This window comes from Bacillus sp. FJAT-29790 (assembly GCF_019039215.1).
Taxonomy (GTDB): Bacteria; Bacillota; Bacilli; order Bacillales; family Cytobacillaceae; genus Cytobacillus.
Genome location: NZ_JAHNZZ010000001.1, coordinates 3,104,174 through 3,118,180, shown reverse-complemented (window position 1 = coordinate 3,118,180; position 14,007 = coordinate 3,104,174). Strand labels below are relative to the sequence as shown.

At 39.8% G+C, this 14,007-nt stretch carries 13 protein-coding genes; 11 read left to right on the top strand and 2 right to left on the bottom strand.

Annotated elements, in window-relative coordinates:
• Positions 1-32 precede the first annotated feature (32 nt).
• From BGM26_RS14795 to rpsI, 8 genes are all read left to right on the top strand, one after another.
• Entirely contained in the window at positions 33-977 is a 945-nt protein-coding gene (locus tag BGM26_RS14795) for a DNA-directed RNA polymerase subunit alpha (protein WP_217040516.1), read from the top strand.
• A gap of 83 nt (positions 978-1,060) precedes the next feature.
• A complete protein-coding gene (gene rplQ, locus BGM26_RS14790; RefSeq protein ID WP_217040515.1) occupies positions 1,061-1,423 on the top strand; it encodes a 50S ribosomal protein L17 in 363 nt (120 codons plus the stop codon).
• Positions 1,424-2,237: 814 nt separating this feature from the next.
• Positions 2,238-3,080, top strand: coding sequence for an energy-coupling factor ABC transporter ATP-binding protein (locus tag BGM26_RS14785; protein WP_217040514.1), 843 nt, complete (start codon positions 2,238-2,240; stop codon positions 3,078-3,080).
• A complete protein-coding gene (locus tag BGM26_RS14780; protein ID WP_217040513.1) occupies positions 3,056-3,925 on the top strand; it encodes an energy-coupling factor ABC transporter ATP-binding protein in 870 nt (289 codons plus the stop codon). The genes BGM26_RS14785 and BGM26_RS14780 overlap by 25 nt, the downstream gene beginning before the upstream one ends.
• A complete protein-coding gene (locus BGM26_RS14775) occupies positions 3,922-4,719 on the top strand; it encodes an energy-coupling factor transporter transmembrane component T family protein (RefSeq protein WP_217040512.1) in 798 nt (265 codons plus the stop codon). Before BGM26_RS14780 ends, BGM26_RS14775 begins: the two co-directional genes overlap by 4 nt.
• A gap of 12 nt (positions 4,720-4,731) precedes the next feature.
• Positions 4,732-5,469, top strand: coding sequence for a tRNA pseudouridine(38-40) synthase TruA (gene truA / locus BGM26_RS14770; RefSeq protein ID WP_217040511.1), 738 nt, complete (start codon positions 4,732-4,734; stop codon positions 5,467-5,469).
• Between the two features lie 235 nt (positions 5,470-5,704).
• Positions 5,705-6,142 carry a 50S ribosomal protein L13 gene (gene rplM, locus BGM26_RS14765; RefSeq protein WP_217040510.1) on the top strand — a complete coding sequence of 146 codons (438 nt, stop codon included), beginning with the start codon at positions 5,705-5,707 and terminating at the stop codon, positions 6,140-6,142.
• 21 nt (positions 6,143-6,163) lie between these two features.
• Positions 6,164-6,556: a 30S ribosomal protein S9 gene (gene rpsI, locus BGM26_RS14760; RefSeq protein WP_217040509.1), complete on the top strand. Its 393-nt coding sequence runs from the start codon at positions 6,164-6,166 to the stop codon at positions 6,554-6,556.
• A 585-nt stretch (positions 6,557-7,141) separates the two neighbouring features.
• On the opposite strand, the gene BGM26_RS14755 is transcribed toward rpsI, so the two are convergent.
• Both BGM26_RS14755 and BGM26_RS14750 read right to left on the bottom strand, forming a co-directional pair.
• A complete protein-coding gene (locus BGM26_RS14755) occupies positions 7,142-8,050 on the bottom strand; it encodes a nuclease-related domain-containing protein (RefSeq protein ID WP_217040508.1) in 909 nt (302 codons plus the stop codon).
• Positions 8,051-8,650: 600 nt separating this feature from the next.
• A complete protein-coding gene (locus BGM26_RS14750; RefSeq protein ID WP_217040507.1) occupies positions 8,651-9,481 on the bottom strand; it encodes a MerR family transcriptional regulator in 831 nt (276 codons plus the stop codon).
• A gap of 226 nt (positions 9,482-9,707) precedes the next feature.
• Between BGM26_RS14750 and BGM26_RS14745 the strand changes: the two genes are divergently transcribed.
• From BGM26_RS14745 to BGM26_RS14735, 3 genes are all read left to right on the top strand, one after another.
• Entirely contained in the window at positions 9,708-11,072 is a 1,365-nt protein-coding gene (locus BGM26_RS14745) for an APC family permease (protein ID WP_217040506.1), read from the top strand.
• 108 nt (positions 11,073-11,180) lie between these two features.
• The gene (locus BGM26_RS14740; RefSeq protein WP_217040505.1) at positions 11,181-12,356 is read left to right on the top strand and encodes an iron-containing alcohol dehydrogenase; all 1,176 of its coding nucleotides are present in this window, start codon (positions 11,181-11,183) and stop codon (positions 12,354-12,356) included.
• A 111-nt stretch (positions 12,357-12,467) separates the two neighbouring features.
• A complete protein-coding gene (locus tag BGM26_RS14735) occupies positions 12,468-13,946 on the top strand; it encodes an aldehyde dehydrogenase family protein (protein ID WP_217040504.1) in 1,479 nt (492 codons plus the stop codon).
• The last annotated feature ends 61 nt before the right edge of the window (positions 13,947-14,007 follow it).

Here is a 14,007-nt window from a genome sequence, read left to right as displayed (position 1 = left end):
GGTTTCGACGTTTTGAAGGAGGGTATATTTTCATGATCGAAATAGAAAAACCAAAAATCGAAACGGTTGAGATCAGCGATGATGCCAAGTACGGGAAGTTCGTCGTCGAGCCACTTGAGCGTGGGTATGGTACAACTTTGGGTAACTCCTTACGTCGTATCCTATTATCTTCACTCCCAGGTGCCGCAGTCACATCGATCCAAATTGATGGGGTACTTCATGAGTTCTCAACAATTGAAGGCGTCGTAGAAGATGTAACATCTATCATTTTGAACATTAAGAAACTAGCGCTTAAAATCTACTCTGATGAAGAAAAAACTCTAGAAATCGATGTACAGGGCGAAGGCGTTGTTAAAGCAGCGGACATTACCCACGACAGTGATGTTGAAATTCTAAATCCGGATCTTCACATTGCTTCGCTTGGAACGAACGGCCATTTACGTATGCGCCTGACTGCTAAACGTGGTCGCGGCTATATTACTGCTGTCCAAAACAAAAGGGAAGATCAGCCTATCGGCGTGATTCCTATCGATTCCATCTATACTCCAGTTTCTCGTGTTTCTTATCAAGTAGAAAATACACGTGTAGGCCAAATGACTAACTATGATAAGTTAACATTCGATGTTTGGACTGACGGAAGTACTGGTCCTCAAGATGCGGTTGCACTTGGTGCGAAGGTCTTAACTGAGCATTTGAATATCTTTGTTGGTTTAACCGATGAAGCTCAAAATGCAGAAATCATGGTTGAAAAAGAAGAAGATCAAAAAGAGAAAGTACTTGAGATGACAATTGAAGAACTAGATCTTTCTGTTCGTTCATATAACTGTTTAAAACGTGCAGGCATCAATACCGTTCAGGAACTTGCTAACAAAACTGAAGAAGATATGATGAAGGTGCGTAACTTAGGCAGAAAGTCTCTTGAGGAAGTTAAACACAAACTAGAAGAGCTCGGATTAGGCTTGCGAAAAGACGATTGATTTGTTAAACAATTGTTTAACTAATTATATTGTTGAAAGCTCTAGAGCCGAATGAATGACTTCAACAAAGGAGGGAAACTTTCATGGGATACAGAAAGTTAGGACGTACTAGCTCTCAGCGTAAAGCTATGCTACGTGACTTAGCAACAGATTTAATCATCAATGAGCGCATTCAAACAACTGAAACTCGTGCGAAAGAACTTCGTTCAGTTGTTGAGAAAATGATCACTCTTGGAAAACGCGGCGATTTACACGCACGTCGTCAAGCAGCTGCATTCATACGCAACGAGGTAGCAAACGCTGAAACAAATCAAGATGCTGTACAAAAATTATTCAGCGATATTGCACCACGCTACGAAGAACGCCAAGGTGGGTATACTCGTATTATGAAATTAGGGCCTCGTCGTGGAGACGGAGCACCAATGGTTGTTATCGAGTTAGTATAATATCTTTTACAGACAACAAGGGCGGGACGGTTTTTTAACAAACTTGTTCTTTGCCCTTTTTCTGTAAGAGGGCTGTCTGTCCATAGGTGGCAGCGTAATGAAGTTTAGCCAAAAGTGAGCGTTATGATGAGCATGGATTAAAAAGGATTTCGATGCACAGGAATACTGGTGCAGGCGTTACCAAAGAATTTGGCGGGCTTTTCCCGATCGTGCCATGTCTCGTCTAGCTCTTGCATGCACCTTTCCGATTTTATTCAAGTATTTCTCGCGCAGCAGGTCATCCTGTTTTCGGAAAGGTGCAGGCTTTTTTATTGCTAATCAAAGATATACTGTAATGTTGGGCTTGAATAGGGGCAGTTTAAGTGTCTTATTAGCCTGGATAGAAAATGGTTTATTTGGAATTTTTTCTTTTCTATTCTTGTTAACGGCAGGAACAATCTTTGCTTACATTTGTTATCAGCCATATATCCACTGTCATTACTATTGAAGCTCGCCAAATGTGGCGGGTTTTTTATTAGGTTAAACTTTATTCAGCAGAAGTCACTAGACGATATAAATGGCGAGATGAATTTAAACAGGTATCTAATTCAGTGGGGGTTCAAACCTCTGCTGAATAAAGTTAAGCCTCCGGCGGATGCCACAGATTTTTCAAAGGAATTTATCGAGTTAGCTCGATAAAAATCTGGGCACAAATACGCCAAGGCGAATTTGATTTATCAGACTTACTCACCTAAAAAAAGCTTATTGAAATGTTTGATTGTTTGGTAGAACAGTTTAGAATAGAGAGAAGAGAGAGTTGAGAGGAGGAGCCCCAATGAGCAATAAGCCGTTAGTACAATTAGAGAATGTCTCATTTCAATATGACATCGAATCCGGTTATGCTCTTCGAAATGTTTCTTTTGAGATATACGAGGGGGAATGGCTTGCGATTGTTGGACATAATGGGTCTGGGAAATCAACACTTGCAAAGCTATTAAATGGGCTGCAATATCCCCAAGAAGGTTCGATTGTAGTTAATGGAATGCTGCTGACAGAAGAAACGGTTTGGGAGACAAGAAAGAAAATCGGGATGGTATTTCAAAATCCTGATAATCAGTTTGTTGGAACGACGGTTCAAGATGATGTGGCTTTTGGTTTAGAAAACAATGGGATTGAAAGAAATGAAATGGTAGAAAGAGTCAATAATTCCTTGGAAAAGGTGAAAATGGCGCAATTTCTTGATCAAGAGCCGCACCATCTATCAGGTGGCCAGAAGCAAAGAGTGGCCATTGCCAGTGTCATAGCTCTCCGACCGTCTATAATCATTCTAGATGAAGCGACATCGATGCTTGACCCGAGAGGTAGGGAAGAGGTATTAGAAACAGTCAGAGAGTTGAAGGAGCACCATAAAATGACTGTTATTTCGATTACACATGATTTAGAAGAAGCCGCAAAAGCTGATCGAATCCTCGTAATGAATAAAGGCCAACTTTATCGAGAGGGAAGCCCCGAGGAAATCTTTCAAATGGATGAAGAACTGATTAAACTTGGATTGGATATTCCCTTCCCAGTTAAAGTGAGTAAGGTTTTAAGGGAACAAGGAATTTCCCTGTCTAAACATTTTTTATCGGAAGAAGAGTTGGTGGCAGAGTTATGGACATCTCACTACAAGAAGTAGAATATCGGTATCAGGTTAAAACCCCTTTTGAACGGCTTGCTATTAAAAATGTTTCTATCGATATTCCATCGGGGACGTTCCTAGCAATTATCGGGCATACAGGTTCTGGGAAGTCGACCGTTTTACAGCATTTGAACGCCTTGTTAAAGCCTACAGAGGGCAAAGTAATCATTGGGGACATAGAAATAACCGCAAATAAAAAACAGAAAAAACTCAAAGAGGTAAGGCAAAAGGTAGGGATCGTCTTTCAATTCCCTGAACATCAATTGTTTGAGGAAACAGTTGAGAAGGATATTTGTTTTGGGCCGATGAATTTTGGTGTGTCTGAGGAAGAAGCGATAAAGAGGGCGCGAATTGCCATCGGGCAAGTAGGGCTTTCAGAAGACATCTTAAGTAAATCGCCTTTCGATTTATCAGGCGGGCAAATGCGCAGGGTAGCAATCGCCGGGGTGTTAGCGATGGAGCCGGATGTGATCGTGCTCGATGAGCCGACCGCAGGTCTCGATCCCCGAGGCCGCAAGGAAATTATGGACATGTTCCATGCTCTTCATCAAGACAGGAAGCTTTCGACGGTGTTAGTTACACACAGTATGGAAGATGCCTCAAGATATGCGGATCAAATTGTTATCATGCATAAAGGAGAAGTGTATAAAAAAGGAACGGCCGAAGAAATCTTTTCATCTCCTGATGGCTTACTTGAGCTTGGATTGGATGTCCCAGAAGTGGTTCGCTTTCAGCACAAAATAGAAAAAACCTTTGGCATAAAGTTTCCAAAAACTTGTTTAACGGTAGAAGAATTATCAGAAGAGGTTGCTGCTTTTTTAAAGGGGGATGAGCTGAAATGATGGAGAAAATGATTTTTGGCCGTTATGTACCTGCTCATTCCTTAATCCATCGAATGGATCCCCGTTCAAAGCTAATTATTATCTTTTTATTCGTTTGCATCGTTTTTATCGCAAACAATAGTTTGACATATGGGGCTTTAGTTATTTACACGTTTTTAATGATTTCATTGTCAAAAGTGCCCTTTCGTTTTATTTATACAGGGCTGAAACCCATTCTCTGGCTCGTCCTTTTCACTTTGCTTCTCCATTTGTTCTTAACAAAGGAAGGGGAGATTCTATTTCAGGCAGGCTGGTTGACGATTTATGAAGAAGGGTTAAGACAGGGGGCTTTTATCGCTATGCGGTTCTTCCTGCTCATATTAATGACATCGATCCTTACATTAACGACGACACCGATTGAAATAACTGATGGGTTAGAAAGTCTGTTGGATCCGTTAAATAAAGTCAAGTTTCCTGTTCATGAGCTTGCTCTCATGATGTCTATTTCGCTTCGTTTTATCCCGACTCTTATGCAAGAGACAGATAAGATTATGAAGGCGCAAACGGCAAGAGGAGTCGATTTTACAAGCGGCCCTATTAAAGAGAGGGTAAAGGCAATTATCCCACTGCTTATTCCACTATTCGTCAGCTCCTTTAAAAGGGCGGAAGAACTTGCGACGGCGATGGAAGCTAGAGGATACAGGGGGGGAGAAGGGCGAACGAAATATAGGCAGCTTAGCTGGGGTTTAAATGATACAGGAATGCTCGTTTTACTCGGAATATTAACCCTCGTATTAATATTATTGAGATCGTAATGGAGTGGAAGGATGCAAAGATATAAATGTATTGTCAGCTATGACGGAACCCGGTTTGCCGGTTATCAAGTTCAGCCCAATAAACTCACTGTACAGAGCGAAATTGAACGTGCTTTGAACAAGCTTCATAAAGGTATAGATATAAAGATTAGCGCTTCTGGGAGAACAGATGCGGGCGTCCATGCGAAGGGGCAGGTTTTTCACTTTGATTCCCAGCTCAATATTCCTTGTTCAAAGTGGGCGGTGGCTCTGAATTCTCTCTTGCCTGATGATATTGTGATCGTCAAGGTAGAGGCTGCTGAAAGTGACTTCCATGCCCGTTTCGATGCAAAGGGGAAGGAATACCGCTATTATGTTCACTTATCCCCCACAAGGGATCCATTTCGGCGCAACTTTGCTTATCAGTATCCGTATTCTCTAGATATTCGGGCCATGAAAGAGGCACTGCCGTATTTAATTGGCAAGCATGATTTTACGAGCTTCTGCTCTGCAAAGACTGATGTAGAGGATAAGGTAAGAGAGATAACAAAGATCGAGCTGCATGAAGATGGGGAACTGCTCGTTTTTCGTTTTGTCGGAAATGGATTTCTTTATAATATGGTAAGAATTCTAGTAGGCACGCTGATCGAGGTCGGTTCTGGGGGGATGGCTCCTCACTCCATTCCAGAGATTGTCGAAGGGAAAGATCGAGCACTGGCGGGAAAAACTGCTCCGGGGCAGGGACTGTATTTATGGGAAGTTTTTTATTGAAAAATGGAAAAGGATTAGAAGAAATGCCGGTGGAGCGTTGTAAAGTTTGCTTTATTATATAAAAAATTCTTAAAACAACTAAACCTGGCGTAACATTTTCTTGACATTAGCTGTTCAAAGTTATATTATAGCATAGGTATTATTATTAAACCCACGATAAGCCCCGGAACTTATTGTGTCGAAAATATAGAAACCAAATGAACTATGATAATGGAATTATTTAGGAGGGAAACTGATGCGTACAACGTTTATGGCGAATTCAAACAATATCGAACGTAAATGGTACGTGGTTGATGCAGAAGGCAAGACTCTAGGTCGTCTTTCTACTGAAGTAGCATCAATCCTACGTGGTAAACATAAACCAACTTTCACACCACATGTTGATACTGGTGATCATGTAATTATTCTTAATGCTGAAAAGATTGAATTAACTGGTAAGAAACTAACTGACAAAATCTACTACCGTCACACAAACCACCCAGGTGGATTGAAATCAAGAACAGCTCTTGAGATGCGTACGAAATTCCCTGAGAGAATGTTAGAGCTTGCAATCAAAGGCATGCTTCCAAAGAACTCTCTTGGCCGTCAAATGTTCAAGAAATTACACGTATATGCTGGTAGCGAACATCCGCACCAAGCACAACAACCTGAAGTTTACGAACTTCGTGGATAATTAATAGAGGAGGTTATTAACTTGGCACAGGTTCAATATATCGGTACTGGTCGTCGTAAGAGCTCCGTTGCTCGTGTTCGTTTAGTTCCAGGCGACGGTAAAATTATTATCAATGGTCGTGAAATTGAAGAGTATATCCCATTTGCAGCATTACGTGCAGTTGTAAACCAACCGCTTGTAGCTACTGAAACAGTCGGCAGCTATGACGTGCATGTAAATGTAAATGGCGGTGGATACACTGGTCAAGCTGGCGCAATCCGCCACGGTATCGCTCGTGCGTTACTTCAAGCTGACCCAGAATACCGTCCAACACTTAAGAGTGCAGGACTATTAACTCGTGACGCTCGTATGAAAGAACGTAAAAAATACGGTCTTAAAGGCGCTCGTCGTGCGCCTCAGTTCTCAAAACGTTAATCTATCAACAATTCAAGGCTCTCAACCGATTTGGTTGGGGGTCTTTTTTATTTGGTCGAGTTACAATGCCTGGGTGAAGAGAAAAGAGGAGTTTTAGGGAAATGAGAGTAGTTCTATTTCCCGCGAAGTGGCAAAATGTGCGTTCAGGGTAAATGGAATACGTTTCGATTTCCCCAGAAGCGCCAAAATTCTCGTTTGGGGTAAAAGGAAAGCGCTTCGACTTCCCGTGTAGCGTCAAAAAGTTCGTTCAGGGTAAAAGGAAAGCGTTTCGACTTCCCGTGCAGTGTCGAAAAGTTAGATCAGGGTAAAAGGAAAGCGCTTCGACTTCCCATGTAGCGTCAAAAAGTTCGTTCAGGGTAAAAGGAAGGCATTTCCATTCCCCGCGCAGCGTCAGAATTTCCGTTCATGGTAAATGTACTGCAATTCTATTGTAATTAAAGTATAAGAAAGCTATTATCATTGCCGGAAAAGGAAAAAGTGCATTATTGGTATGTAAAAACAAATTACACTAATCAAAAAATGAGAAATTTCGATAGGAACGCACACGATGTACTTGTTAAAATCAAAAGGATAATTCACTGATTATTATACAAAATATCTATGCTCCCTTGCTCCAACAGATTTTAAGTTTTGCAGGAGAATCCTTCTAATTTTCTTTTTCGACTTAACCAGCTTACACCATTCATGAACAAGATTAGTCGTAATTTTTTTCTCCGGAAAAAGAAGCCTTAATTCCTCGACATTGCGCAGAACTGCGGAGTCAACATCTTCTATGAACCCACATTGATTACAAACAATTTTCTTGTTCCCAACAGTAATCCCAAATGAACGACAGGCTACACAAGTTATCCCTTTTTGCAATTCACCATAGTCATAAGGTGGTAAACGGGTGTACGGGGATTCAGCTTGATGCATCGAGAGTAAAAGGTCAGCTAGCTGCTTATGCTGTTCATTTAGTTTCGAATGCATTTCATTTAATTTTTTTACAAAACGATTTAGCTGGGTTGGAAAAATAATCGATGAATCTAAGGGGGCTTGATATAAAGTGAATTCGGGGTTTACAAAGGTTACGTATCCTTCGACTGGTAGGTTTATCCGTATACTTTTAAGTAAGGAGCGGAGTAATGAATTGGTGCGTTTTAACTGAATCAGTGGATTCATAATTTCATGGTTGGAAAAAGCTCCTCGGAATTCTTCTGATTCGTATTTATAATCGCCTTCATAATTCTTTATTTCGATGGTGAAAATTGTTTTTTGAGAAATGATTAACGTATCAATTTGGAATACAGAATGGTTAAATTCAAGGCATAAATCATTTATTATGTACATATCGGATTGCAGCTGAGCAGTTAATTGATCAAATAACACTTCACCCTGATAGCCTTTTTCGATGTTTAAATAGTATTTCTTAACCTTTAATGATAAATTCATTCGTGCGTTTATAGATCTCAATATACTTAATTCATTTGACACAACACGAGACTTTACATGCATGGTCCACTCCAACTCCTATTTCTATAATTTGTTAAAAAGTGCTAGCGATTATAATGGATCCGATTTTGATAGACTTATCCACTTAAAAACGGACAAGAAATTTCTTATTATGCAGGTATTGAGGTGAAAAGGGAATAACAAAGAATGTTGCTTGAAGGGAAATTATGGTGGTAGGTTTCTCTTCCGATAAAGGGACTTTTAGCGATTGGTAGGCAAATAAATTAGAGTCGCGATGTTCATTCTGAAGGGCTTTCAAGTATTGGGCATAGTTACTACGCATTCCTCCCAAATATATCATTTGATTGATCACCTTGCTAGTAATTTAGTACTAACAATCACGTTTTCATAAGAGGTATTTGGATCGTTTGTAAAATACAGGTATTTTTCAGCATCAAAGAAGAGTTGTTCAAATCATCATACTCCATGATGTTTTTAGCAACTCTTCTATACAGAATGAATAATAAAATTGATAATCATATGCTCCTTGTTAACTTCGGAAGTTTTGAAATAGCCCCTTGTTCTATTGTTTCTACGGATTGAGAGATGTAAATTCATACCCTTCCCTAAAATGTAGAAAGTCTTCTATGTACGACTCCCTACTTAAATTTTTTCAATAGGTACTTGAATTTCGAATGTAATTTCATTTAGCCTGTCTGTGATTGTAATGTCGATGTACATGATTTGTAACGCATCACCTGTAATACGAAAACCATTTTTATCGAGATGTTCAAGAATTTCAGTTAAGCTTTTGCTTCGATTCCAAAGCAATTCGCCATTATAACGAATGCACGCAAATAATCCGGCAGGAATGATCCGCTCATAATTTTTTGAGAGCTGTCGATGGTTTTTTGCAACGATAAAAATAACGGAAGGTTCTTCAAAACGTTGTTGGTGTAGTTCCTCTTCATTAATGATAATGCCTAGTCGACTACTAGCTAAAATCGGTGCCTTCTCGTTAAGCAAATTTTCCAATTTGGTCACACCATAACAAAGCTCCAAATTATTATTAATTTTTTCGTTTAATGTAATTAATCTTCTGCTTTCGATATGACGGAAAAATACTTTTTTATAATCTTCTCCCGCTCTGACTTGTTCAAGGTAAGCAATTTTTTCACTAATGTTTTCTTCTAGTTCAGTTATTTCGTTAATCTTTGAAACAAGCTCTTCATGTTTCTGCCTAAGCAGTTCTAGAGATTTGCGAACACTTCGTTCATCAAAATATGCTTTAATTTCATCGGTGCTCATGCCGAGCTGTCGCAATTCTTTAATCGTTCCTAAAATCTCATATTGATAGATGGAATAATACCGGTATCCCGATTGAGGGTCCGTATATTGAGGCTTGAATAAACCGATTCGGTCATAGTGTCGCAACGTTTCAGTCGTTAGATTTCGTAACTTTGCCATCTCACCAATCGTTAATTTTTCCTTCATCTCAATTCTCACTCCCTAAAATATTTTCTTTAAAAATAGTAAACACCACTATTGACCTTTGTGCAACACAAAAGTTTAAACTCCGAATATGGACTATTTTAAATTATATGAAATATCAAAATAATCGTAGAAAGAGGCTTTTTTGAAGGAGGTTTTATTGGAGTGAAATAAGCTAGAGTGCTTTAAATTGTTTTTTAAATTAAACAGTTTTATAGGAGGAATGAGAATGGAGAAAGTAAAACTCGCAAGAATACTTACCCTGTCGCAAGTAGTTATTCTTGGAATTGCATGGAATAATCCAGCAGTTTTTTTCAATACGTATGGAATTGCAACTGTAACTTCAAACGGCGTGATAACGGGTGCATATATTTTAGCTTTTTTGGCAATTTTCTCCACAGCGCTTAGTTATGCGAAGATGGCAAAAGCTTACCCGATTGCCGGATCGGCTTACACATTTGCTCAAAAATCTATCCATCCGGGTGTTGGCTTTATTGTAGGCTGGACGATCATGTTGGACTATATGTTAACACCACTCGTTACGGCTTTAATGTCTACGATTTACTTAAGTACTATCATTCCGGTCGTTCCACATTTTGTCTGGATCATACTTTGGACAGTGGGGATTGTTATACCGAGCATACTCGGTATTAACTTCTCGGCCTTTATGAGTAAAATTTTCGTTCTCGTGCAAATCGTTTTTGTTATTTTGTTCTGTATCCTGTCCATTAAAAGTTTACTAGAAGGAGTTGGAGCAGGAAGCATTATCTCCGTAGCACCTCTTTTTAGTTCAGATGTTCCTATGTCCGTTATGTTATCAGGTGCTGCTATTTTATGCTTTAGTTTTCTTGGCTTTGACTCGCTTACGACGTTATCGGAAGAAACAATTAATCCAGAAAAAACAATTCCACGAGCAATTATCATTATGTTGCTCATAATCGGTTTTTTGTATATCAGTTCCTCCTATTTGTCACAATTGGTTCTTCCGGGATTTTCATTCGAACATGCAGATTCAGCATCGCTCGAAATCGCTGCAATCATTGGCGGAAACCTTTTCCAAGCGGTATTTATCAGCATTATGCTTATTGGAAACTTCACTTCTGGTATTGCTGCAACAACCAGTGCATCACGCGTTTTATATGCGATGGGAAGAGACTCTGTCTTGTCTAAAAGAATTTTTGGCTATGTACATCCGAAATTTAAAACACCATCACGTGCCATTTTAGTTATCGTTATTTTCTCGATGCTAGGGATCGTCTTAACGCTGGAACAAGTGATCAAATTTATTAACTTTGGAGCGCTTATGGCATTCACCTCCGTTAACTTGTCGGTCATTGCACACTATTTTATTCGCAATTGTAAGCGCTCTACTTTTAATGATTATGCAAGATATCTTATTTTACCGCTAATTGGTGCATCGCTGACCTTCTGGTTGTGGACAAATCTAGAGATCTCAGCATTAGTCGTTGGGGGTGCTTGGATGGTGTTTGGTTTATTCTACCTAATCTATTTGACCAAGCTTTCTAATAAAAGCCTCATGGATATCAATTTAGATAAACAAGTAATCGAATCTAAGGAGGAAAGTGCTCGTTAGGACGATTTTATTTATTAAAGGAGGTGATTTTCAAGGGATAAAGTAAAACCCTATTACACTGAACAATTAGATTTCGAAAAATTATTATAAATAAAGGAGAATTAAATGATGACTTGGAATTTTAATTTTAAGATAGCTACTCCTATCGAATTTGGAGATGGAAAAATACATGAAATCGGAAAAAGAGCAAAAAGCTTTGGAAGTAAAAAAGCTCTGATCCTGACAGATAAAGGTTTAGCGAAAACAGGTATTCTGGGAAAAATTACAATCGCCCTCGATCAAGAAAAAATTCAATATATCGTGTTCGACGAAGTTACACCGAACCCAAAAGATGTTGACTGCGAAAAAGCAGCCCAGCGATTTAAAAATGAGAATATTGATTTACTTGTTGGGATTGGTGGAGGAAGCTCCATGGACTTTGCAAAAGCAATTGGGACACTGTTGACGCATGATGGTGAATTGAGAGAGCGCTATGGTGTAAACCGACTTGAACGAGAAATTATTCCTTTAATTTGTGTTCCAACTACTTCCGGTACGGGTAGTGAAGTGACAACAGGAGCTGTTATTACAGATACAGTTACGATGCAGAAAGAGGCTATTTTAGACATTCGAGTTGCTCCGAAATTAGCAATTCTCGATCCTGAATTAACTTTAACGTTGCCTCGTTCAATTACGGCCGCAACAGGAATGGACGCACTTACACATGCGATTGAAGCTTATACGAGTACTCTCGCACAACCGATATCAGACGGACTAAGTTTGCATGCGATTGAACTAATTGCTAAGCATCTTCCTGAAGCGGTGGAGAACGGTAGTAATCTAGAGGCGAGAAGAAATATGTTGGTTGCGAGCTTAATTGCTGGTATGGCATTCGATAATACAGATCTTGGTGCGGTTCACGCGATGGCAGAGCCATTGGGAGGGCTTTACGATACGCCACATGGAGTCGCAAATGCCATTTTCCTTCCGTATGTTTTTGAATACAATATTCCTTCAAATCCTGAAAAACATGCGGATATCGCAATTAAACTTGGGGCAAGCCCAAAAGAATCGGCAGAAGAAACAGCGTATGAAGGTGTGCGTTTGCTAAAAGAACTTGCGGCTAAATTAGGAATTCCGAGCTTTAATAGCTTGAGTGAAGTGAATTCTGATGACTTCCCATTTTTAGCGCAAAGTGCATTCAAGCATTTGTGCACCATTACGAATTCACGAAAATTGTCATATGAAGAGTATCTAAAATTATTTCAATCGGCATATGAAGCAGAAGTTATCCTTTCTGAATAGGGGAAATATTCAATAAGTCGCTATGGAGAGGGTTTTACGTACTAACGTCATGTTTTGAATAATCTTGGTGTTTGTAAAAAAAGACATCATCATCAATTGGGGGTAATCGAATTGTTGAAGTTACAAATGTATATTAACGGTAATTGGGTCGATTCAAAAATGAATGAAATGAGCGAAGTGATCAATCCTGCAAACGGTGAGGTGATTGCAGAAGCTGTTGTAGGGGACGTTGAAGATACGAGAAAGGCTATTGAAGCAGCGCGTGTGGCGTTCGATTCGGGGGTGTGGTCCGACTTGCCAGCTGCAGAACGCGCAGACTACTTATTTAAAATTGCGGATAAGCTCGAACAAAATGCGATGGAACTTAGCAGAATTGAATCTAGCAATACTGGGAAGCCATATAGGGAAGCGGAATTCGATATCGCGGATGCGGTCAATTGTTTTCGCTACCATGCGGGCTTAGTTACAAAACCGAACGGACAAACATATCCAGTGTCTGATCCGGTTCAGGCGTTGGTTGTACGGGAGCCAATAGGGGTTTGTGGATTGATTGCTCCATGGAACTTCCCGCTTTTAACAGGTGCGTGGAAAATTGCTCCTGCTCTAGCAGCTGGGAACACCATAATTTTTAAGCCTTCTGGAGTAACGCCGATTACGACGGTTAAATTATTTGAAATTATGGAGGAAGTAGGAATTCCTAAAGGTGTTGCAAACCTTGTTATGGGCGGCGGATCGACCGTTGGAAATGAAATCGCTGAGAGCGATAAAGTGGACATGATTTCGTTTACAGGTAGTACAGCGACAGGTAGAAGCATTATGACAAATGCATCAGGAAACATTAAAAATATATCACTTGAGCTCGGCGGTAAATCGCCAAATATCGTCTTTGCGGATGCCGATCTCGAGACCGCGATTGATTACGCGTTAAATGGGATTTTCATGAATGCAGGACAAGTTTGTAATGCTGGATCAAGATTGCTACTTGAAGAAAGCATCCATGATGAATTTGTAAACAAATTGGTTGAAAAAGCGCAAGCAATTCGTGTAGGTCCTGGCAATCAAGATTCGACTGAGATGGGTGCTCTTGTAAGTGAATCGCATATGAATAAAGTACTTAGTTATATACAAGCGGGCATTGAAGAGGGTGCGAAATTGGCTTGCGGCGGCAAGCGGATTACTGAGAATGGACTTGAAAAGGGTTATTTCATCGAGCCAACTATTTTTGTAGATACAACGCCTGATATGAAAATTGTTCAAGAAGAAATTTTTGGACCAGTGCTTGTCGTTCAAAAGTTTAAAAATGAAGCAGAGGCAATTCAATTGGCAAATGATACGCCATATGGACTAGCAGCTGGTGTGTTTTCACAAGACGGAGCGAAGGCTTTAAGAACCATTAAAAAGGTGCGAGCAGGAATTACGTGGGTGAATGCCTATAACCTTGCGTATAACGAAGCCCCATGGGGTGGTTATAAACAAAGTGGGATTGGACGCGGGCTAGGAACATTTGGTTTGGAAGAATTTACGGAAGTAAAACAAATTAATATTAACCTTCAAGTGGAACCAACAAACTGGTTTGGCGATCAAGAATAGTTTTATAAATGAATGCTTAAGTTTTTTATAGCTTTAAGCAAGTTTTTGTCAAAGTATGGAG

Bases quoted from the DNA above. Each gene is read 5' to 3' on its own strand.
- rplQ (WP_217040515.1), top strand. From the start codon at position 1,061: ATGGGATACAGAAAGTTAGGACGTACTAGCTCTCAGCGTAAAGCTATG.
- rplM (WP_217040510.1), top strand. From the start codon at position 5,705: ATGCGTACAACGTTTATGGCGAATTCAAACAATATCGAACGTAAATGG.
- BGM26_RS14780 (WP_217040513.1), top strand. From the start codon at position 3,056: ATGGACATCTCACTACAAGAAGTAGAATATCGGTATCAGGTTAAAACC.
- BGM26_RS14795 (WP_217040516.1), top strand. From the start codon at position 33: ATGATCGAAATAGAAAAACCAAAAATCGAAACGGTTGAGATCAGCGAT.
- BGM26_RS14775 (WP_217040512.1), top strand. From the start codon at position 3,922: ATGATGGAGAAAATGATTTTTGGCCGTTATGTACCTGCTCATTCCTTA.
- BGM26_RS14755 (WP_217040508.1), bottom strand. From the start codon at position 8,050: ATGCATGTAAAGTCTCGTGTTGTGTCAAATGAATTAAGTATATTGAGA.
- BGM26_RS14785 (WP_217040514.1), top strand. From the start codon at position 2,238: ATGAGCAATAAGCCGTTAGTACAATTAGAGAATGTCTCATTTCAATAT.
- BGM26_RS14745 (WP_217040506.1), top strand. From the start codon at position 9,708: ATGGAGAAAGTAAAACTCGCAAGAATACTTACCCTGTCGCAAGTAGTT.
- BGM26_RS14750 (WP_217040507.1), bottom strand. From the start codon at position 9,481: ATGAAGGAAAAATTAACGATTGGTGAGATGGCAAAGTTACGAAATCTA.
- truA (WP_217040511.1), top strand. From the start codon at position 4,732: ATGCAAAGATATAAATGTATTGTCAGCTATGACGGAACCCGGTTTGCC.
- BGM26_RS14740 (WP_217040505.1), top strand. From the start codon at position 11,181: ATGACTTGGAATTTTAATTTTAAGATAGCTACTCCTATCGAATTTGGA.